At 69.2% G+C, this 19,431-nt stretch carries 18 protein-coding genes; 9 read left to right on the top strand and 9 right to left on the bottom strand.

What is annotated here, in order from left to right; all coding sequences use genetic code 11:
- A partial coding sequence (locus tag Q0379_RS16420; RefSeq protein WP_299013822.1) for an amidohydrolase family protein occupies positions 1–437 on the top strand: 437 nt, incomplete at its 5' end.
- Positions 409–2,721 (top strand): GH92 family glycosyl hydrolase, encoded by a 2,313-nt coding sequence (locus tag Q0379_RS16415; protein WP_299013819.1) that lies wholly within the window; start codon positions 409–411, stop codon positions 2,719–2,721. The genes Q0379_RS16420 and Q0379_RS16415, both read left to right, overlap by 29 nt.
- On the opposite strand, the gene Q0379_RS16410 is transcribed toward Q0379_RS16415, so the two are convergent.
- The 3 genes from Q0379_RS16410 to Q0379_RS16400 all read right to left on the bottom strand — a co-directional run bounded on the left by Q0379_RS16410 (position 2,722) and on the right by Q0379_RS16400 (position 6,777).
- A complete protein-coding gene (locus Q0379_RS16410; protein WP_299013816.1) occupies positions 2,722–5,091 on the bottom strand; it encodes a TonB-dependent receptor in 2,370 nt (789 codons plus the stop codon). It lies immediately after the preceding gene.
- Between the two features lie 68 nt (positions 5,092–5,159).
- Positions 5,160–6,152 carry a FecR domain-containing protein gene (locus Q0379_RS16405; RefSeq protein ID WP_299013813.1) on the bottom strand — a complete coding sequence of 331 codons (993 nt, stop codon included), beginning with the start codon at positions 6,150–6,152 and terminating at the stop codon, positions 5,160–5,162.
- A gap of 97 nt (positions 6,153–6,249) precedes the next feature.
- Positions 6,250–6,777 (bottom strand): RNA polymerase sigma factor, encoded by a 528-nt coding sequence (locus Q0379_RS16400; protein ID WP_299013810.1) that lies wholly within the window; start codon positions 6,775–6,777, stop codon positions 6,250–6,252.
- Positions 6,778–6,945: 168 nt separating this feature from the next.
- Here Q0379_RS16400 and Q0379_RS16395 point away from each other — a divergent pair, with 168 nt between their 5' ends.
- From Q0379_RS16395 to Q0379_RS16375, 5 genes are read left to right on the top strand one after another with little or no spacing between them, the layout of a single operon-like run.
- Complete coding sequence (locus tag Q0379_RS16395) at positions 6,946–7,665, top strand: thermostable hemolysin (protein WP_299013807.1); 720 nt, start codon at positions 6,946–6,948, stop codon at positions 7,663–7,665.
- Entirely contained in the window at positions 7,662–9,128 is a 1,467-nt protein-coding gene (locus Q0379_RS16390; RefSeq protein WP_299013804.1) for an AMP-binding protein, read from the top strand. Before Q0379_RS16395 ends, Q0379_RS16390 begins: the two co-directional genes overlap by 4 nt.
- Positions 9,125–9,793: an iron-containing redox enzyme family protein gene (locus Q0379_RS16385; protein WP_299013801.1), complete on the top strand. Its 669-nt coding sequence runs from the start codon at positions 9,125–9,127 to the stop codon at positions 9,791–9,793. Before Q0379_RS16390 ends, Q0379_RS16385 begins: the two co-directional genes overlap by 4 nt.
- Entirely contained in the window at positions 9,786–10,538 is a 753-nt protein-coding gene (locus Q0379_RS16380) for an SDR family NAD(P)-dependent oxidoreductase (RefSeq protein ID WP_299013797.1), read from the top strand. Before Q0379_RS16385 ends, Q0379_RS16380 begins: the two co-directional genes overlap by 8 nt.
- Positions 10,539–10,555: 17 nt before the next feature.
- Positions 10,556–11,212, top strand: a complete 657-nt coding sequence (locus Q0379_RS16375; protein WP_299013794.1) for a tetratricopeptide repeat protein — start codon at positions 10,556–10,558, stop codon at positions 11,210–11,212.
- On the opposite strand, the gene Q0379_RS16370 is transcribed toward Q0379_RS16375, so the two are convergent.
- From Q0379_RS16370 to Q0379_RS16360, 3 genes are all read right to left on the bottom strand, one after another.
- The gene (locus Q0379_RS16370; RefSeq protein WP_299013791.1) at positions 11,209–13,188 is read right to left on the bottom strand and encodes a TonB-dependent receptor plug domain-containing protein; all 1,980 of its coding nucleotides are present in this window, start codon (positions 13,186–13,188) and stop codon (positions 11,209–11,211) included. The genes Q0379_RS16375 and Q0379_RS16370 overlap by 4 nt on opposite strands.
- Positions 13,189–13,253: 65 nt before the next feature.
- Complete coding sequence (locus tag Q0379_RS16365) at positions 13,254–14,117, bottom strand: dienelactone hydrolase family protein (RefSeq protein ID WP_299013788.1); 864 nt, start codon at positions 14,115–14,117, stop codon at positions 13,254–13,256.
- Positions 14,118–14,193: 76 nt separating this feature from the next.
- The gene (locus Q0379_RS16360; RefSeq protein ID WP_299013785.1) at positions 14,194–15,222 is read right to left on the bottom strand and encodes a N(4)-(beta-N-acetylglucosaminyl)-L-asparaginase; all 1,029 of its coding nucleotides are present in this window, start codon (positions 15,220–15,222) and stop codon (positions 14,194–14,196) included.
- Between the two features lie 53 nt (positions 15,223–15,275).
- On the opposite strand from Q0379_RS16360, the gene Q0379_RS16355 reads away from it, so the two are divergent.
- A complete protein-coding gene (locus tag Q0379_RS16355) occupies positions 15,276–16,016 on the top strand; it encodes a copper homeostasis protein CutC (protein ID WP_299013782.1) in 741 nt (246 codons plus the stop codon).
- Here Q0379_RS16355 and Q0379_RS16350 read toward each other — a convergent pair.
- The 3 genes from Q0379_RS16350 to Q0379_RS16340 are packed head-to-tail and all read right to left on the bottom strand — an operon-like array spanning position 16,013 to position 18,624.
- Positions 16,013–17,176, bottom strand: coding sequence for a glutathionylspermidine synthase family protein (locus Q0379_RS16350; RefSeq protein ID WP_299013779.1), 1,164 nt, complete (start codon positions 17,174–17,176; stop codon positions 16,013–16,015). The genes Q0379_RS16355 and Q0379_RS16350 overlap by 4 nt on opposite strands.
- Positions 17,176–17,928, bottom strand: coding sequence for a PspA/IM30 family protein (locus tag Q0379_RS16345; RefSeq protein ID WP_299013777.1), 753 nt, complete (start codon positions 17,926–17,928; stop codon positions 17,176–17,178). The genes Q0379_RS16350 and Q0379_RS16345 overlap by 1 nt, the downstream gene beginning before the upstream one ends.
- 24 nt (positions 17,929–17,952) lie before the next feature.
- Positions 17,953–18,624 carry a YjfI family protein gene (locus Q0379_RS16340; RefSeq protein ID WP_299013775.1) on the bottom strand — a complete coding sequence of 224 codons (672 nt, stop codon included), beginning with the start codon at positions 18,622–18,624 and terminating at the stop codon, positions 17,953–17,955.
- A 156-nt stretch (positions 18,625–18,780) separates the two neighbouring features.
- Here Q0379_RS16340 and Q0379_RS16335 point away from each other — a divergent pair, with 156 nt between their 5' ends.
- Positions 18,781–19,422 (top strand): DUF2491 family protein, encoded by a 642-nt coding sequence (locus tag Q0379_RS16335; RefSeq protein WP_299013774.1) that lies wholly within the window; start codon positions 18,781–18,783, stop codon positions 19,420–19,422.
- Positions 19,423–19,431 lie beyond the last annotated feature (9 nt).

Below are 19,431 nucleotides of genomic sequence, written 5' to 3'. Positions count from 1 at the left end.
TCATCGTCGATGGCCGCCACGTCGATCCGGTGACCCTGAAGATCGCCCTGCGCGCGCGGCCGCTGGATCGCTTCATGCTGGTCACCGACGCCATGCCGACCGTCGGCATGATCGACAAGCGGTTCTTGCTGCAGGGCCGCGAGATCACCGTCCGCGACGGCGTCTGCGTCGACGCGTCCGGCACCCTGGCCGGCTCGGATCTCGACATGGCCGCCGCCGTCCGCAACGCGGTGGCGATGCTGGGCCTGTCGCTGGAGCAGGCAGTGAGGATGGCCTCGGCCGCCCCCGCCGCCTTCCTGGGCCTCTCCGATCAGCGCGGCGCCATCGCCCCCGGCGTCGCCGCCGACTTCTGCCTGCTAGACGACGATCTCAACGTCGCGAAAACCTGGATCGACGGGAAGGAAAACCATGTCCGGAAAGAGCCTCTTCCCGTCTAGGCGCCCCCTGGCGCTGGCCCTGGCGCTCTCCTTCGGATCGGCCGGACTGGCTCAAGCTCAGTCCGCGCCGGACCTGCTGGCCAAGGTCGATCCGTTCGTCGGCGTCGACGGCGGCGGGGTGACCGGCGGCAACACCGTGCCCGGCGCCGGCGCGCCGTTCGGCTTCGTGTCGCTGAGCCCCGACACCACCAACGCCGACACCAACGGCTACGACTCCAAGAGCCCGATCATGGGCTTCAGCTATACGCACGTCAGCGGCACGGGCGGCTCGGGCAAGTACGGCAACTTCCGGGTCACGCCGACGGTCGGCCCGCTGCGCGTCAATCACCTGCACTACGACAAGACCGACGAGCGCGCCTCGCCCGGCTACTACGCGGTGGGCCTGGGCAACACCGACGCCGAGCGGATCAAGGTCGAGCTGACGGCTTCGCGCCGCGTGGGCTTCCAACGCCTGACCTATCCGGCCGGGGCCGAGAGCAACCTGATCTTCGACGTCAGCTCGGTGATCGCCATGCGCGGCCGAGGGCAGCGCGTGCGGTTGGCCAAGGTCGAGCTGATCGACGACCACACCCTGGCCGGCGAGGTCACGGTCGAGGGCGGCTGGAACCCGACGCCCTACACCCTCTACTTCCATGCGGTGACGGATCGTCCAGCCAAGGCCTTCGGCGCCTGGAAGGCGGGCCAGGGCTGGATGGAGACCCAGCCCGGCGTCGGGCGCTCGGAAGGCGGCGTCCAGGTCAAGAGCGCGGCCAACCGCCAGGGCCTGATGATCGAGTACGACACGGAGCGCGAGTTCTCCAACCGTCTCGGCGCCTACCTGACCTTCGACACGACGAACAATCGCCAGGTCCAGATGAAGCTGGCCGTGTCGTTCGTCAGCGCCGACAGGGCCCGCGCCAACCTCGCCGAGGAGATGCCCGGCTGGGACTTCAACGCCTATCATGCGGCGACGGCGGCCCAGTGGTCGGACGCCCTCGCCAAGATCAAGGTCGAGGGCGGCGCGGACGAGCAGCAGCGGATCTTCTATTCGGCGCTCTACCGCTCTCACACCATGCCGCACGATCTCAGCGGCGAGAATGTCTGGTGGAAATCCGACGAGCCGCACTACGAGGACTTCTACACGCTGTGGGACACGTTCCGGACGCTGCATCCGCTGCTGACGGTGATCCAGCCGCAGCGCCAGCGCGACATGATCCGCTCGCTGATCGACACCTACAAGCACACGGGCTGGATGCCGGACTCGCGCATCGCCGGCGCCAACGGCATGACCCAGGGCGGCTCGAACGGCGACATCCTGATCGCCGACGCGGTGACCAAGAAGCTGGGCGGCTTCGATGTGAACCTGGCCTATGAGGCGATCCGCAAGAACGGCGAGGTCGACAGCGACCAGCCCTTCCTGCAGGGCCGGGTGCTGAAGGACTATCTGAGGCTCGGCTACGTCCCCTTCACCGAAACCCGCTCGGCTTCGCGCACCCTGGAATACGCCTATGACGACTACGCGATCGGCGTGGTCGCCAAGGCCCTGGGCAAGACCGAGGACGCCAAGCGCTACATCGCCCGGTCCGGCAACTGGAAGAACATCTGGGATGACCGGCTAGGCTGTGTCCGCCCCCGCTATCCCAATGGCGAGTGGGTCGAGAACTATAGCTGCACCTACGAGTATCCCGACCGCTCGGGACCCTGGTGGGACGCAGTCTTCTACGAGGGCAATTCGCTGCAGTACTCGAGCTATGTCCCGCAGGACGTGGCGGGGCTGATGGCCAAGACCGGCGGGCCGGAAGGCTTCGTGAGGTGGCTGGATCAGCTGTTCGACGGCCACTACTCGCAGGGCAACGAGCCTGACCTGCTGGCGCCGTACCTCTACATCCATGCTGGCCGTCCAGATCGCACCGACGAGATCGTGCGCGGCCTGATGGCCAAGCACTATCGCCTGAGCCGCACGGGGCTGCCGGGCAACGACGACGCGGGCGCGATGTCCAGCTGGTATGTCTGGAACGCCATCGGTCTCTATCCGAACGCGGGCCAGCCCTACTACTACATCGCGTCGCCGGTGTTCTCGCGCAGCGTGATCGCGCTGGAGGGCGGCAAGACCTTTGAGGTCCGCGCCCCGACCACGTCAGAGGCCAACCGCTACGTCACCGCCGCCAAGCTGAACGACAAGCCGCTGGATCGGGCCTGGATCTCCCACGACGAACTAACCAAGGGCGGCGTGTTGGAGCTGACGATGGGTCCGGCTCCCGCAGGCTGGGCGACCCGCTTCACGCCACCGCCGAACGGGCTCTAGCTAGTAGCGAACCTTCAGCTCCAGCGACACCGTGCGGGGTCGCTGGGGCGTGCTCTGCCGGCCCAGCCTCAGGCTGAAGGGGTTGCCATAGGCGAAGGTGTCGCCGTGGCCGTCGAACAGGTTATCCACCGCCAGGCCGGCGCTCAGCCGCTCGGACTGCACCCTCACCCCGGCGCGCGCGGTGACGTAGTCGCCCATGATCGGCGCCGTGGTCGCGTCGAAACTGAGGCGGGAGGGGCCGACATAGCTGAGCCGCGCGTCGGTCCCCAGACGCCAGCCGCCCACAAGCGGGCGCTCGTAGCTGACGCCCAGCGCGAGGGCGTGTTTCGGCACGCCCGCCAGACCGAGATCCTTGCGCCCCGGAAAGGCGGGATCGACCTTCTCCAGCTCCGGCGCGTTGAGGAGGAAACTGGCGTCCAGGCGCAGAGGCCCCGCCACATACGCCGCCTCGGCCTCAACGCCGATGTTCCGGCCGTCTCCGAGATTGGCGGTATAGGGCAGGCCCGAAGGTAACAGTTGATCGCTCTGGATCGACTTCCAGAGCGCCAGGAACACCGCCCCTCGAAGACGTAGACGACCATCCATGAGGCTGGCCTTGGCGCCGCTTTCGAAGCTCCACAGGTCGTCGCCATCATACGCCCGCTGCGGTTCGCCGCCCGTCGTCAGGAAGGGCTGGCTGGGGATCGGCGAGGTGTTGAAGCCGCCGGCTCGGTAGCCTTCGGTCGCCTGCACATAGACCAGCGTCTTCGATGTCGGCTGGAAGGACAGCACCGCCTTGGGCGAGAAACCGACATAGTCCTGGCTATCGCGGAAGGCCGCGGTCGCGCCAAGCGATTCCGCCTTGCTGGACGCCTGGGAGCGGATGGAGAACAGGCGGCCGCCCAGGGTTACGCTCCAGCCGCGCCCAAGGTCGCCGATGGCCTCGCCGAACAGCGCAGCCTCTTCCAGGATGTCCCGGCGATGCTCGGTCGCCAGCAAGGCGTTCGATTGGCTTATCGCCAGCAGGTCGCCGTCGCGCCTTTGCCGCGTGCGCGCCAGGAAGCCGCCGACCTGCCATTGGATGCGGGCGTGGTCATCGGACGAGAGGGACGCGTCGACAATGACCGCGCCCACATGGTTGTTGTCGTCAAACGCCACTGCGGCTCCCGGCGGCACGGAGAGCGGCGGGGCGGCGCTGGCGTCGTAGCGACTGGAGATATCGTGGCTGACGGTCGCCAGAGTGACCTTGGCCTTGACCGCGCCGATCAGACCGCTGACGCCGACATGTCCCTCGAAGAAGTCGTTGTCGTGCGGCTCAGCGAGCCGGTTGCGCCGGGCGAAGGGACCGACGGACGGCGTCGCATACTGGGTGTCGCTTGACGCGATCGCCTGCGTCGTCACCCCCACGTCGCCGGTCCAACCCTCGCCCAGCTGGACTCGGAAGGCGGCGCGTATGCCCGACCGCCGAGTCCGGTTCACGTCGTCGCGCCCCTGGAGCGGATCATCGATATAGCCGCCCTGCTGGTCGGCGTAGGCGACGAGGCGCACGGCGGCGCGTCCGTCGAGCAGCGGGACGTTGACCATCCCCGACAGCTGCCCGCCGGGCTCTCCGCCACGCAGACTCGACGCGGATATGGAGGTCCAGGCGGCGAAGGCGCTCGGGTCCGGCCGATGGGTCGTGAACTGCAGGACGCCGCCCAAAGACCCGGCGCCATAGAGCGCGCCCTGCGGCCCGCGCAGAACCTCGACCTGTGCGATGTCGAGCATCAGCAGGTCAGGATCGGGCGCGTTGTAGGTCAGGCGAACGTCGTCGAGATAGATACCGACCATCGACTGGGTCTGGCCGGTCAACGGGCCGTCAGAGAGCCCGCGAAGGATCACCTTGTCGCGGCCGGGGCCAAGGTTCGTCACGGTCATGGCCGGCAGGACCGCCGCCAGGTCGTTGGTGTCGCGGACACCCTGGGCGGCGGCGGCCCGTTCGTCCAGCACGCTCACGGAATAGGCCAGCCGGTCCGCCAAGGTCGGTCGACGGGTGGCCACCACGACCAGCTCCGAGAGCGGCGCGATCGGCGCCTCGACTTCGCGCGGCGGGGACAGCGTCACGGGAGGCTTAGCGGGCGGCGGGGCGCGTCGGACGATCTGGTAGGCCCGATCATCGATCCGGCGCAGGTCGCAGCCCGTGCCCTGCAGCAGCGCCCTCAGCACGACCTCGGGCGATCCTCGCCCCGAGAAGCCGCGCGAGGGGCCGCAGCCCTGCGCGGCGCTAACGTCGATCGAGACGCGAGCCTGGACCGCGAAGAGGGTCGCGGCCTGTCTGAGGGGCCCGGCCGGAATGGCGAAGGAAGTCTGCGCCTCGGCGCGCGCGACCGCTGGCGCGACCGCGAGTCCCATCGCCGAGGCGAGCCAAACGCGACGCCACGTCCCGATCCGCAAATCACCCCTCCCCGACGGTCAGGGCGTCACCTTAGGATGATTTCTTCGGCCGTTCGATCCACCTGCAGCGAGGCGTAGGTCGCCAGCAAGCGGACGGCGGCGTCTTCGTTGTCCAGCGCGATCACGCCGGAGAAGCGGCGATTAGCGGCCTCGGGCGCGATGCGGATCGGCGTCGTGAAGCGGCGGTTCAGGTCGGCGACGATGTCGCCGAGCGTCTCGTTGTCGGCGACCAGCTGGCCTTGCGACCAGGCGAAGGCGTCGCTGGCCTGGACGCGGCGGACCTGGGCGGTGTCCGAGCCCTGCACGTGGCGCAGTTCCTGGCCGACCGTCAGGCGCGTCGGAGCCTGGCCCTTGGCGTCGCGCTGGGCGACCTCGACGATCCCCCGGCGCACGGTGACGCGGACGCTGCGGCCGTCATTGCGGATGTTGAACTCGGTGCCGATCACCCGCACGGCCTGGTCGCCCACACCGATCAGGAACGGGCGAGAGGGATCCTTGGCGACGTCGAAGCTGGCCTGGGCCAGGCCCATCTCGACCCTGCGCGCCCTCCAGCCCAGCCGCACGCTGAGTTTGGAGCCGCCGTCCAGCGTGATGTGCGTGCCGTCGGCGAGGTCGATCCGTCGGGTCTCACCGGGCTTGGTCTCGTAGGTGACCAGGGCGCCCTGCGAGGCGTTCCACAGCGCGGGACCGCCGATCATCACCGCCAGCGAGGCGGCGATCGCGCCACCGATCCAGGCGCGGCGCGGCGCGGCGGCCGACTTACGCCTAGCGGCGGGGAAGCTGATCACATTGTCGACCGGCGGAGTGAGCCCGGCGACGATCTCGTCCCGCCGCTCGGTCAGGTCGGCGACGATCAACTCGGCCTCCTCGAAGGCCTCCTGACGGGCGGGAGAGCCTTCCAGCCAGTCGGTCAGGGCCATCCAGTCATCGGCCGTCGCCGCGTCGGACTGGACGCGGATCAGCCACGCGACCGCTTCGTCGCGTAGGCCCTCCTTCGTCTCGTGTGTCCGATCGCTCATCCGACTTCGCCGTTTTCTGGAAGGCGTTTCGCCTGCCTGTTCGCCTCAAAGACGCCATAAACGGAAAGGCGCCTCAAAGAAATTTCAGCAGCGATCCTCATGGCCACCGCCCAACCTTGGCGACGATCAGCTTGAGGCTGCTCATCATGTACTTCTCGACGCTGGAGCGGGACACGCCCATGGCCTGCGCCGTCTCGGCGTGGCTTAGCCCCTCCAGCTTGTGCAGGCGAAAGGCCTCCTGGGCCGCTGGAGGCAGCGACTTCACCGCCTCCAGGATTTTCTCCAGCTGCAGCTTGGCCGCCGCGGCTTGGTCGGCGGGCGCCTCTTCGGCCACGTGCGCGCCGCCAACGTCCGAGACATGGGCCCCGTGCCATTGCGCGTCGCGCGCCTCGGCCCGGCGCCGCACCTTGATGCGGTCCAGCATCAGGTTCGTGCCCAGACGGAAGAGATAGGCCGCCGGATTGCCCACCGGCTCGACCGGCGGCGGGGTGATCTTGAAATAGATGTCTTGCACCAGATCCTCGGCCGCCTCGTCCGAGCGTAGGCGCACCCGGAAATAGCGGATCAGGTCCTCGCGCCGCTCCATATAGGCGGAAAGCAGGGGATGGACGGGTTCGTCGTCCAAGGCGCGGCGGCGCTCCTCAAGGCGGGCGCCGAGAATCCGACCCCTGCGACAATCTTTCCGAACCGAAAGCGCCGCGCAACCGCCGAAAACTTTGAGGCGCCCCGCGGGGAGCGTCGTCCTTGCCGGTCGAAGGGCGCGAACGACGCGCCGCCGGGCTGGGAGATCGCCTTGCTGGAAGTCACGATGATGAGCGACGGGGCGCGTGTCGGCAGCCTGCGCTTCGACGCCGATCGGGTCCGCCGCTTCACCTCGGTCGAGCCCCGGGTGATCTCGATCCACCACTGCTTCCGTCCCGAGCGGAAGCGTGTCGAGGCCTATATCGAGACAACCTACGCCGAGGTCTACGAGGGCAGGATCCGCGCCCACTACCCCACGCTGATGAGCGTGCAGGACGCTCACGGCGAGATCCACGCGGCCGTCGGCTTCCGCCTCGCCGGTGAGGAGCCCCTGTTCCTGGAGCGCTATATCGATGATCCGATCGAGCAGGCTTTGGCCGGCGCGATGGGCGCCGCTGTTCGGCGGACCGATGTGGCCGAGATCGGCAATCTGGCTTCCCGCAGCGCGGGCGCGTCCCTCTTCCTGTTCATGGCCCTGGCGCGGCACCTTGATCAGGTCGGCTGCGATTACGCGGTCGCCACGGCGACGCGGCAGCTGCGCCGGACCTTTGGCCGAGTCGGCTTCCCCACCTGTCGCCTGACCACCGCCGACCCCGCCCGCCTGGGCGAAGAGGCTCGCGACTGGGGCGGCTACTACGAGCGCGACCCGGAAGTGCTGGCCGGCGCCATCGCTCCGGCCCTGGCGCCGCTGGCCCACCTGCTGCTGGTCGAACCTCCCGCCATCCCCGGCGCCTGCTCGCGCCTCCACCCCCAGCTCGGAGACGACCAATGAGCCGCGTCCTCGCCGCCATCGCCCAGCGGGCCCGCCTGAACGACGGCGCCATCGCCCTGAGCGACCACCGGCTGTCGTTCACCTACGGCGCGCTGGAGACCGCGATCGAGACCGCCGCGCGCGAGCTCTTCCAATGGGCGCCGCTGGTGCGGCCCGGCTCTCCCGTCGCCATTCGCCTGCCCAACGGCCCGGCCTGGGTGATCCTGGACCTGGCCCTGGCGCGCCTGGGCTGGGCCTCGCTGCCCCTGCCCGGCTTCTTCACCGACGAGCAGCGCCAGCACGCCATGGCTGACGCCGGCGCCAGCCTGCTGATCGAGGCGACCGACGCGGTCCATGGCGACATCGACCTGGCCGGCGTCGCGCTGCGCGTCACCCCCCTGGCTCTGGCGCCGCGCATCCTGCCCAAGGGCACGGCCAAGATCACCTACACCTCCGGCTCGACGGGCCAGCCCAAGGGCGTCTGCCTTTCGCGGGATCACATGGAGGCGGTCGCCGCCTCGCTGGTCCTGACCATCGGCGCCGACTACGCCGGCACGCACCTGCCGCTGCTGCCGCTGTCGATCCTGCTGGAGAATGTCGCCGGCCTCTACACCACCCTGCTGGCCGGCGGGCGCTACCACATCCTGCCGGCGGATCAGCTGGGCCTGGCCGACCCGTTCCGCCCTCACCTGCCGCGCCTGGCCGGCGCCATCGCCGAGCATGAGGCCAACAGCCTGATCCTGGTGCCGGAGCTGCTGCGAGCCCTGATGATGGTCATGACCTTCACCGGCGTGCGCCTGCCCGCCCTCAAGCTGGTCGCCGTTGGCGGCGCCAAGGTCTCGCCGTCGCTGCTGAGCCGCGCCGACGAGCTGGGCTTGCCGGTCTACGAGGGCTACGGCCTCAGCGAATGCGCTTCGGTGGTCGCCCTGAACACGCCCGCGCACCGGAAGGCCGGAACCGTCGGCCGCCCCCTGCCCCACCTGGCCGTTTCGATCGACGGCGGCGAGATCGTCGTCGAGGGTTCGGGCTTCCTCGGCTATGCCGGCGGCGCACCCCATGAGGGTCCGGTCCGCACCGGGGACCTCGGGGCGATCGACGCGGACGGCTTCCTGGGCATCTCGGGCCGCCGCACCAACACGATCATCACCTCGCACGGCCGCAACGTCGCGCCCGAATGGGTCGAGAGCGAACTGACCGCCCAGCCCGAGATCCGCCAGGCGGTGGTGCTGGGCGAGGCCCAGGCCGAGCTTTCGGCGCTGATCGTGCCCCTGATCCCCGGCATGGACGAGGCGGCCATCGCCGGCGCCGTCGCCCGCGCCAACGCCAACCTGCCGCCCTACGCCCAGGTCGGCCGTTGGCTGATCCGCGACGCGTTCGACGCGGCCGCGGGCGAACTCACCAACAACGGACGTCCCCGTCGCGCGGCGCTCAGCGCCCGCCACCGGGACTTCATGGAACCCTCGACGACAGGAGACTTCGCGTGACCTTTTACCAACGCCTCGTGACCGAGACGATCGATGGGCAGATGGCCCTGGCCTCGGTCCCGCAGATCCAGGACGGCCTGATGGGCCGCATCTCGCGCGAGACCTACATCGCCTACCTGACCGAGGCCTATCACCACGTGAAGCACACCGTGCCGCTGATGCAGACGGCGCGGGCGCGGATGGACGAAAACCACCAACGCTTCGTCGAGGCCCTGGACGAGTACATCGCCGAAGAGACCGGTCACGAGCATTGGATCCTGGCCGACATCAAGCACTGCGGCGGCGACATGGCCGCGGCCCGCGACGCCGCGCCCGGCGCGGCGACCCAGGCGATGACCGACTACGCCTACGACTACATCCGCAACGTCAATCCGATGGGCTTCTTCGGCATGGTCTTCGTGCTGGAAGGCGCCAGCGTGAAGCTGGCGACCCACGGCGCCGAGGCTGTCGCCAAGAACCTGGCCCTGGGCCCGGAATGCTTCAGCTACCTGACCTCGCACGGGTCGCTGGACCTGGAGCACCTGAACTTCTTCGAAAAGCTGATGAACGAGGTCGAGGACCCCGCCGACCAGAGCGCGATCATCGAGGTCGCCCGGGCGATCTTCGTCCGCTTCGCCGACATGTTCCGTTCGATCCCGCACGTCCGCGAGGCCGCCCATGCTTGAACGTAAAAGCGTCCTGATCACCGGCGCCTCGGGCGGCCTGGGCGGCCTGGTGGCGCGCCAGCTGGCGGCCGAAGGCGCCCACGTCACCGCCCTGGGCCGCTCGCGCCCGGATGGCGTCCACGGCTTCCTGCAGCACGACCTCGCCACCCCCGAAGGGCTGGAGGCGGCCGTCACTGCGGTCAAGGGGCGGCACTGGGACATCCTGATCAACCTGGCCGGCGTCCAGCACTTCGGTCCGGTCGAGCAGGAAAGCGCCGCCGACCTTCTGGCCGGCTACATGGTCAATCTGGTCGCGCCGGTCCGTCTCGCGCAGGCGGTGCTGCCGGGCATGAAGGCCCGGGGCAAGGGCCAGATCGTCAACATCGGCTCGATCTTCGGCTCGATCAACTTCGCCCACTTCGCCACCTATTCCAGCGCCAAGGCGGGTCTGCGCGGCTTCAGCCAGGCGCTGCGCCGAGAGGTGGCGGGAAGCGGCGTGGACGTGACCTATGTCGCCCCCCGCGCCGTCCGCACGGCTATGGTTTCGGACCGGGTGCTCGAGTACGCCAAGATCACCCAAATGAATATCGACGCGCCGGAAGCCACCGCGGGCCGTATCGTCCAGGCCATCCGAGCCCGCCGTCGCGACGTCTATCTGGGCTTCCCCGAAGCTTTCTTCGTCCGCCTCAACGCCCTGCTGCCGGGCCTCGTCGACCGCGCCCTCGCGGCCAACGACCGCAAGGCCGCGCAGCTCTTCGCCCGCTGACCCCAACGGAACGTCTCATGACCAAGACCCGCACCCTGTTCGCCCTCAGCCTGGCCGGCGCCCTGCTGGCCGGCGCGGCCCACGCCGACGCCCTGGATGGCCGCATCGACGCCCTCTCGCGCAGCTGGGCGCACGCCAATTACGAGATCGCCGACAAGGGCGCGCAAGCCGCCGCCGCCGCGCAAGTCGCGACCGAGGCCGACGCCTTGGCCCGTCAGAACCCCGGCCGCGCCGAACCGCTGGTCTGGGAAGCCATCGCCAAGGCCACCGAGGCCGGCGCCAAGGGCGGCCTGGGCGGCCTGGCCCTCGCCAAGGAGTCGAGGTCGCTTCTGGAGCGGGCCGAGAAGATCAACCCCGCGGCCCTGGGCGATGGCTCGGTCTATACCAGCCTGGGCTCGCTGTACGCCCAGGTGCCCGGCTTCCCGGTCGGCTTCGGCGACGCCGGCAAGGCGCGCGGCTATCTGCAGAAGGCCCTCGCCGCCAATCCGAACGGCGTCGATTCCAACTTCTTCTACGGCGACTTCCTGATGCGCCAGAAGGACTATGCCGGCGCGACCAAGGCCCTGCAGAAGGCGCTCGCCGCGCCCGCCCGTCCGGGCCACGAAGTCGCCGACAGGGGTCGCAAGGCCCAGGCCCAGGCGCTGCTGACCGAAGCCCAGGCGAAGCTGCGCTAACGGCGGATCGCGAATCCCACGAGGACCGTCCGAGGCGCGGCGTAGCTCGTCACGCCGTCGGCGGTCTGGGCGACGGCCAGGTTCGCGTTCAAAGCGTTGTCGGCGGCCAGATACACCTCGCTGGTCGGCGACAGCGCCCAGCCGGCGCGGAGATCGAGACTCGCCCCGGCCTTCAGCACGCGCTGGTTCAGGTCGTCCTCGTAGCGCTGGCTCTCATAGCGCAGGTCGGCGTCGAGACTGAGGCGCGCCGCCGGCGTCCAGCGCGCCCCGGCGGTGACGGTCAGGGCCGGCGCCTGGGCCGGGCGCTTGTCGGTCAGTTGCGGCGCGAGGGTCCCGCCATCCACACGCGCGTGGGTCGCCGAGAAGGCCGCTCGAACCGTCCAGGCCGAGGAGAGATCGGCGGCGACGTCGCCCTCCAGTCCATAGGCGTTGATCTCGCCCGCGTTCCGCCGTTGGCGCAGCACGCCGCCCGCCGGGATGAAGCCGGCGACGGGGAAGGTCCCGGGTCCAACGCCGACCGTGACGTTGGTGATCGGGTCCTGGATCTGATTGTAGAAAAGCCCAAGGTTCCACTTCACCGCGCCCTCGCCGGAGAGCCCCGTCTCGACGCCGTACAGCGTCTCGGGCTTCAAGGCGGCGTTGGCCTCGGTCACGTCGTTGCCGACCCGGAACGGGCGGTGCAACTCGTTCAGCGTCGGCGGCCGGAATCCGGCATAGGCGGCCGCGCGGATCCAGGTGTCACCAGCCAGGCGCTGGCGAACCCCGGCGCGGGCGGTCGGTGTCGTACCCGAGGCGTCGGCCACGGGCGCATCAAGCGTCAGCGCGCCGGTCGCAGCGTCCCGCTCGCGCCGCACGCCATGATAAGAGCGCCAGCCGTCCAGCCGCGCGCCGCCCGTCAGCGAGAAGTCCGGCCGGCTATAGCTCGCCTCGGCATAGACGCCGCCGACCAGCGTGCGGCCGCCCGCCGTGCGCTGCCGGGTGAACGCGCCGTTCTGATAGCGGAAGCGCTCATGCGTCCGCCCTTCAGTCGCCCGGACGTCGCCGCCCAACTCCCAGGACCAATCGTTCGACTTGCCCTGCCAGGCCGCGTTCAGGCCATAGCCGCTAGCGGGCGTGGAGTACTGGTCGTTCGCGGGTGTCGTCCCGGTCCGGCCAGCGGCGACGGCGGTCGAGGTGTTCTCCAGATCGCTGGAGCGCGCCCAGGCCTGAACGCGCCAGCGGTCGCTCGCCAGGGTCAGGGCCAGCGAGCTCCCGGTGGCGTTGGACTCGGCGCCGAACAGGCCCGCGCCGCGCTTCTCCTGGAAGGCGCCGAGCCGCGCGGCCCAGCGCACGCCGCCGGCCTCGCCCTGGACGCGGGCGGCGATAGAGCCGTCCTCCAGCGTGGTCGGGACGTCGCCCGCGCCCGCCGCCGCGCCGCGCACGGGGCGATAGCCGTCGGTGCGCGAGCCGCTGGCGGTCAGCAGCAGGTGATCGGTTCCGAAGGTCCCCGCCCCGCGCCAACTGTCGCGCTCGCCGCCTTGGATCGTCAGGCTGGAAAGCCCACTGCCGGCCGCGCGCTCGCGCAGCGCGACGACACCAGTGAGCGCGCCGGCGCCATAGGGCCCCGCCCCCGCGCCGCGCACGATGGTCGCCCCGGACAGGCCTTCGCCGGGCAGAGCGGTCCAGATCACCCAGCCGCCGAACGGATCGTTCTGTGGCGCGCCGTCCAACGTCACCAGCGCTCGGCCAGCGCCCGATGGCGCGACCGCGCGCAAGGATAGCCCTTGGATCGTCGGATTGGCAGCGTCGCTGCCCGTACGCCGAAAGAGCGAAACGCCGGGCGTCGTCTTCAGGACGTCGTCCAGTCGCGCGGCGCCGCCCAGTTGGGCGGCGTCATAGGTCGCGGTGGAAAAGGCCTCCTGTCCCGCCAGCGGCGGCAGTCTCGGCGCCTCGATAACGACGGCGGAGACTGGGGACGGCGGGGCGTCGACAAGCACGGAAACCTCAGGGTTACGGACGGCCAGGGTTTAGCCAAAGCCCCGGCCGTCCGCCATCGTTCCGCTTAGCCCAGCGCTTTCTTGTAGAGCGCCAGCAGGTTGCTCCAAGCCCGCTCGGCGGCCGCCTCGTTGTAGACCTGGCTGCCCTTGACGGTCCAACCATGGTTGGCGCCTTCGAAGACCTCGACCTGCGCCGGCAGCTTGGCCTCGGCGAAGGCCGCCTTCAGTTTGTCCTTCACCGTCGGGTCCTGCTTGTCGTCGTTGTCGGCGATCTCGATCAGATAGGCCGCCTTGGTTTTGGGCAGCAGCAGGTGCGGGCTGTCGGGCTTGTCCGTCAGCAGGCCGCCGCCATGGAACGAGGCCACAGCGCCGATGCGGTTGGGGACCGCCCCCGCGGTCTGGAACGACAACGGACCGCCCATGCAATAGCCCTGCACGCCCGCCTTCTTGGCCGTGTTGGTCTGCGGCTGGGCGTCCAGAAAGGCGAGATAGGCCACCGCGTCCTTGGCCGTGCCGTCGGGCGTGACGGTGGCCCGCAGCGGCGTGATCTTCGCCCAATCGTCCTTGTTGTTGAAGTTGAAGGCCCCCTCGATCACCGGCGCCTTCTTGACCCGGTAATAGAGGTTCGGAACCAGGACGACATAGCCGGCAGCCGCGAGGCGCCGCCCCATGTCGCGGAAGACGGGCCGAAGGCTCAGCACGTCGGGCCACAGCAGCACGGCCGGGAACTTGCCCTTGGCCTTCGGATAGAACAGCGCCGCGTCGGCGGTCCCGTCCGGCGTCTTGATCTCGACGTCCTTCTCCACGACCGTGTCGTCGGCGCGCGCCACGGTCGCGACGCCGGTCAGGGCGACCGTCATCAGGCCGAACGCCCGACGGGAAACGCTGGGGTCGTGCACGAGGCCTTGGTGGATATCGTCATCGCACATGGCGGTCTCCTCCGGATGGTTGGGCGGGCACGCTATAACCGCGTTCTCCGTTCGCCTATCCCCTTTACGGACCCGGTCAGGCGCCGGACGCGTAGGTCGCCTTGCCCGGCAGCAGCAGGTCCTGCTTGCGGCCGTCGCACAGGGCGTAGCTGAAGCCGGACTGGATCGCCCAGGCCCCGACCTCGCCCTTCTTGTTGATCGCCAGGAAGCCGACCTGGATGTCCTTGGCCTGGGGCTTCTTCTTGAGGATCCGCTCGACGGCCTCGCGGCAGGCGGTCTCTGGCGAGCGGCCCTGGCGCATCAGTTCGACGACCAGGAAGCTGCCGACATTGCGGATCACCTCCTCGCCGACGCCGGTCGAGGTCGCGCCGCCAACCTCGTTGTCGACATAGAGGCCGGCGCCGATGATCGGGCTGTCGCCGACCCGGCCGCGCATCTTCCAGGCCATGCCGCTGGTGGTGCAGGCGCCGGCGATGTTCCCCTTGGCGTCGATCGCCAGCATGCCGATGGTGTCGTGATTGCCCGCCCCGCCCGGCGTGCCGAGCTGGCCCGTGGTCTTGCCGTAGTCGCCGACCTCGCTATTGGCCTTGGGCTGGTAATGGGCGTCCTTCTTCCAGGCCTCCCAGGCGGCCTTTGATTCCGGCGTCAGAAGCTCCTCGCGCGGGAAGCCCTGCTCCAGGGCGAACTGCAGCGCGCCAGCGCCGACCAGCATGACGTGCGGCGTCTTCTCCATGACCCGGCGGGCGACCGAGATCGGATGGGCGATGTGCTCCAGCGCCGCGACCGAGCCGCAGTTGCCCAGCTCGTCCATGATGCAGGCGTCCAGCGAGACATGGCCGTCGCGGTCGGGATAGCCAGCCCGGCCGACGCTGTGGTTCTTGAGGTCCTGCTCGGGCACGCGCGCCCCGGCCTCGACGGCGTCCAGCGCCCGGCCGCCCTTTGACAGCACCGCCCAGGCGGCCTGGTTGGCCGCGACGCCGAAGTCCCAGGTCGAGATCACGCACGGCCCGTCCAGACGGACACTTTCGCCCGCCGCCGCTGCTCGCCCGCCGATCATCGTCGATCCGACGAGGGTCGCGCCGATCAGGCCTCTACGATTCATCATGCCGGTGTGCTCCAAGAAGACCGCCGAATCCGTAACACGGCCGGAGAGAGACGATGACCACCGACCGCGTCCTGCTGGAAGTCTGTGTCGATACGCCCGCCGGATTGGCGGCGGCGATCGCCGGCGGGGCGGATCGGATCGAACTTTGCGCGGCGCTGACGCTGCAGGGGCTGACCCCCGCGCCCGGCCTGATGGCCCTGGCGGCCAGTTCGCCGATTCCGGTCTATCCGATGATCCGGCCGCGCAACGGAGACTTCTGCTACGACGCCCGCGACCTGGACGCCATGAAGCGCGACATCGACGCCGTGCGGACCTACGGTCTCGCGGGCGTCAGCATTGGCGCGAGCCGGCCCGACGGCGAGCTGGACCTTGAGGTGCTCCACGCCCTCGTCGAACATTCCAAGGGCCTGGGCATGACCCTGCATCGCGCCTTCGACCTCGTGGCGGACCAGTCGGCCGCCCTGGAGATCGCCGTCGAGATGGGCTTCGAGCGCGTGCTCACCTCGGGCGGCGAGATCAGCGCCCTGGTCGGCGCCGAGCGGATCGCCGCGCTGGTCGCTCAAGGCCAGGGCCGCATCAGCATCCTGGCGGGCGCCGGCGTCCGGGTATCGAACGTCGCGGACCTCGTCCGGAGCACGGGCGTGCGCGAGGTGCACGGCTCATTCGGCGGACCTCGCCCCGGCGCGGACCCAGCCTCGAAGCTCGGCGCGATGGGTTTCGTTCCGCCCACGTTGCAGGACACCGACCAGGCGACCGTGGCCGAGGTGGTTCGGATCCTGCGCGGCCTGTCCTAGCCTTCGATGATGTGCGGCACGAACCGTGAGCGGTCGCGTGTCACCCGGCCTCGATCCTCACGTACGCCCACGCCCGCCGGCTGATCGCCGACGACCCAGGAGCCCACCACCGGATAGTTCGCGCCGAACTTCGGCGGCGGCTTCAGTTCCTGGCGGATCCAGCCTTCGGCGCCATAGCCCTGATCGAGCACCCGGCCCTTGCGGCCCTTGGTCCAGAGCTCGACATTCGCGCCCTCGCGGCTGAACAGCGGCTTGCGGGCGTAGCTCGATCCCAGCCGCTCGACCTTGGGGTCGTCGTCGAAATAGGTCTCGAGCAGGTTCGGATGACCCGGATGGCGCTCCCACAGCAGCGGCAGCAGCGCCTTGTTCGACAGCAGCGCCTTCCACGGGGGTTCCAGGAACAGGGTCTTGGAACCGGCGATATTGGCCGCGTACGGCTCGCGCAGCATGTCTTCCCAGGGGTACAGCTTGAACAGCGCGCCGATGATGTAGTTGTCCTGGTCGACGAAGCGGCCATCGGCGTCGAGGCCGATTTCCGTGGTCGGAACGAACTTGGGCTCCAGCCCCGCCAGCCGCGCCATGTCTTCCAAGAATCGCACGGTCTGGCGGTCCTCGACGAAGTCCGGGTCGCTGGCGAAGTGGACGAAACCGCCGTCCGGGAAGATCGCGCGGAACCGCTCGGCCAGTTGGTCGTGCAGGCTGTTGAACTGGTCCGTGCTCTCGGGCAGCGCGCCGCGCTGGATCAGATCCTCCAGCCACAGCCATTGGAACACCGCCGCCTCATAGACGCTGGTCGGGGTGTCGGCGTTGTACTCGTAGAGCTTGGGCGGCCCTTCGCCGTCATAGAAGAAGTCGAAGCGACCATACAGCGACGGATCGCGGGCCTTCCACGAGGCGGCGACGACGTCGCGCGAGGCCTCGGGAATCTGGAGTTTCGTCATCAGGGCGTCGCTGCCGACCGCCTCCTCGACAAACTCCAGACAGAGCTCGTGCAGCGCCTCGGTCGCGGGCTCCAGACGCCCCTCGACCTCCTCGAGCGTGAAGGCGTAGGCCGCCCGCTCGTCCCAATAGCGACGACCGTCGGCGTGATGCCAGGTGAAGCCGACGGCCTCGGCCCGGGACTTCCAGTCCGGCCGAGGCGTCAGGGTAAGGCGGCGCATCAGGCGTCCTTGGAGCCGGCCTTGACCTTGTCCTCGATAGCCAGCATCGGAGCCGGCAGCGCCTCGTCCTTCGGGGCCATGAGGCGGGCCAGCACGTCCTCGGCGCCGCCCCCGCCAGGCAGGATGCCCGCTGCGGCCAGCTTGGCGTCGAGGTCGGCGCCGGTCTTGCGCTCCTCGGCCTCGTTATGGAGCTTGAACTGCTCCTCGCGGACCGCCTGGCGCTCCTTGATGCGCTTGAGGCTATCGGCGGCGGAGCCGACGACGCCGCTGGCAGAGCCCGAGCGCGAGATCACCGCGGCCTGGGCCTTCTGGACGCTCTCGTTGACCTTCACGATCTCGATCTCGCGGCGCAGCGCCTCGATCTTGACGTCCGTCTGGGAAATGACCGTGCGCAGCTTTTCCTCGGCGGCGCGGAGCTCGGTCATCTGGCCGGACTTCTGGGTCGCGTCCTTTTCGAGGTCGGCGATCCGCTGGGCCACTTCGAGGGCCAGGGCCTGGTCGCCCTTGCCCATGGCCGCGCGGGCCGAGGCCTCGTACTTGCGAACCTGGTCGGTCAGGCCTGCGACCTCGGTCTCCAGCGACCGGCGGCGGGCGACCAGCTTGGCCAGTTCGTCCCGAGCCTTGCCCTGGGCGTTGTCGGCGTCGCGGATTTCCTGGTCCAGGATCCGCAAAGCATTGGCGTCCACGATGGTCTGCGCCCCGTCGTGGGCCGTGCCGCGGAAGAGCGCCGAGAGCTTGCTCCAGATCGACATTCGAAGGTCTCCAGGTCTCTGTCTTTAGGCGGCCGCGACGCGGCTCTTTTCGAAGGTGTCGCGCAGATCGCTGGCGGCGGCGATGGCGTTGTCGGCCAGGGTGCGCAGCTCGATCACCAGGGTCTGCAGGGTGGTCTTGGACGAGATCTCGCCCATCAGCTCGTAATAGTCGCGGCCGTCGACCGTGGTGATGCCGAAATTCGACAGCGGCACGATCTTCTGCGCCTTGAGCAGGAATTCGTTGAAGGCCGCGCGGTCGTTCTGCTCGTCGCAGGGCCACAGCAGGGTCGAAACCACCAGCTGCAAGCCGCCGCCGCTGACATAGATCGGCAGGTCGCCGAACTCGTGCATGACCACCAGCAGCACGGGCTCGACGCCCTCGACGACGGTGGCGGTCATTTCGCCTTCGCGCACCAATGCGCTTTCCACCAGCCCGTCGCGCAGGCTGTGGATCGTCCAGGCGATGTCGATAACGGAGTCCATGTGTCTGACGCCCTTGGGAGGGTTGGGGTTGGTCTTCAGGTTCGGCCCGCGGGCCGACTCCACGACGATGGCCTGGACAGCCGAGAGGATGTCGGGTTTGCACGCCGCCGGAGCCCAGACCTCGATCTTCACGAAGCCGGCTTGCCGACGGGCTTCTCGCCACGCACGGGTCCTTTCGGCGGCCTGAGCGCCTCTCGTCTTTTTGGCAGGCATGCGTTACATGTACGCATAACATGTACGCTTGACAAGACGCCGTTCGACGTCATCCTGCGCCCGACTTCGCCGAGGGACAAGCGCGTCCGGCGGTAGAGCTGACGTCGCCGCTCAGATAGGCGCGCCGGCCAGAGATTCGAGGGCTCGCGGACCGCGATGTTCGGAAAGCTTTTCGGCAGGAAGGACGCCCAGCGCCCCGCCCTGCCCGTCATCCGCAACGTGACGATTGGCCGGACCGTGGTTTTGGACCCTCTGGCTTGGCGGCGCTTCGGCGGCGAGACCCGCTTCGCCCTCGACCGCGACACGCTGGAGATCACGGCCCAAGGCCTGATCCAGCTGAATGACGGCGCGTTCGTCCACCGCTTCTATACGGACGACGAGATCCTGTTCCAGGTCGTCTCGGACGACCGTGAGGGCCAGCGCGCCAACGACTTCACCGTCTTCGTCCCGTGGGCCAGCGAGTATCCGGCCGACCGCGCCGACCGCGACCTGTGGGCCGAGCGCCTGCGGGCGCGCACGTTCCAGGCTGAGGGTCTGCCCGAGTATCGCCGCTTCTGGTTCGGCGAGGACGCCGAGCGCCAGGAGCCGGTCACGCTCTGGGAAGACGTCTATTACGATCGCGAGGGCGAAAGGCCCGACCGGCGCCTGTTCCAGACGACCATGCTGTTCCACCGCGAGCTCTCGGGCGGCGAAGGCCGTGAGCTGCTGCTGGCGCTGACCGCGGAGCCCGAGGACGGCGACGTGACGCAAGAGACGATGATCGGCCTGCCGCTGTCGGTGGGCGAGTTCAAGGCTTGAGGGAGAGGC

It is taken from the genome of uncultured Caulobacter sp., assembly GCF_937900395.1.
Taxonomy (GTDB): Bacteria; Pseudomonadota; Alphaproteobacteria; order Caulobacterales; family Caulobacteraceae; genus Caulobacter.
The sequence above is the reverse complement of the archived record's forward strand: the minus strand, read 5'-3'. Positions and strand labels throughout refer to the sequence as shown.

Excerpts from the sequence above, each read along its gene's own strand:
- Q0379_RS16415 (WP_299013819.1), top strand. The coding sequence starts at position 409 with ATGTCCGGAAAGAGCCTCTTCCCGTCTAGGCGCCCCCTGGCGCTGGCC.
- Q0379_RS16410 (WP_299013816.1), bottom strand. The coding sequence starts at position 5,091 with ATGGGACTCGCGGTCGCGCCAGCGGTCGCGCGCGCCGAGGCGCAGACT.
- Q0379_RS16405 (WP_299013813.1), bottom strand. The coding sequence starts at position 6,152 with ATGAGCGATCGGACACACGAGACGAAGGAGGGCCTACGCGACGAAGCG.
- Q0379_RS16390 (WP_299013804.1), top strand. The coding sequence starts at position 7,662 with ATGAGCCGCGTCCTCGCCGCCATCGCCCAGCGGGCCCGCCTGAACGAC.
- Q0379_RS16380 (WP_299013797.1), top strand. The coding sequence starts at position 9,786 with ATGCTTGAACGTAAAAGCGTCCTGATCACCGGCGCCTCGGGCGGCCTG.
- Q0379_RS16375 (WP_299013794.1), top strand. The coding sequence starts at position 10,556 with ATGACCAAGACCCGCACCCTGTTCGCCCTCAGCCTGGCCGGCGCCCTG.
- Q0379_RS16365 (WP_299013788.1), bottom strand. The coding sequence starts at position 14,117 with ATGTGCGATGACGATATCCACCAAGGCCTCGTGCACGACCCCAGCGTT.
- Q0379_RS16360 (WP_299013785.1), bottom strand. The coding sequence starts at position 15,222 with ATGATGAATCGTAGAGGCCTGATCGGCGCGACCCTCGTCGGATCGACG.
- Q0379_RS16355 (WP_299013782.1), top strand. The coding sequence starts at position 15,276 with ATGACCACCGACCGCGTCCTGCTGGAAGTCTGTGTCGATACGCCCGCC.
- Q0379_RS16350 (WP_299013779.1), bottom strand. The coding sequence starts at position 17,176 with ATGCGCCGCCTTACCCTGACGCCTCGGCCGGACTGGAAGTCCCGGGCC.
- Q0379_RS16345 (WP_299013777.1), bottom strand. The coding sequence starts at position 17,928 with ATGTCGATCTGGAGCAAGCTCTCGGCGCTCTTCCGCGGCACGGCCCAC.
- Q0379_RS16340 (WP_299013775.1), bottom strand. The coding sequence starts at position 18,624 with ATGCCTGCCAAAAAGACGAGAGGCGCTCAGGCCGCCGAAAGGACCCGT.
- Q0379_RS16335 (WP_299013774.1), top strand. The coding sequence starts at position 18,781 with ATGTTCGGAAAGCTTTTCGGCAGGAAGGACGCCCAGCGCCCCGCCCTG.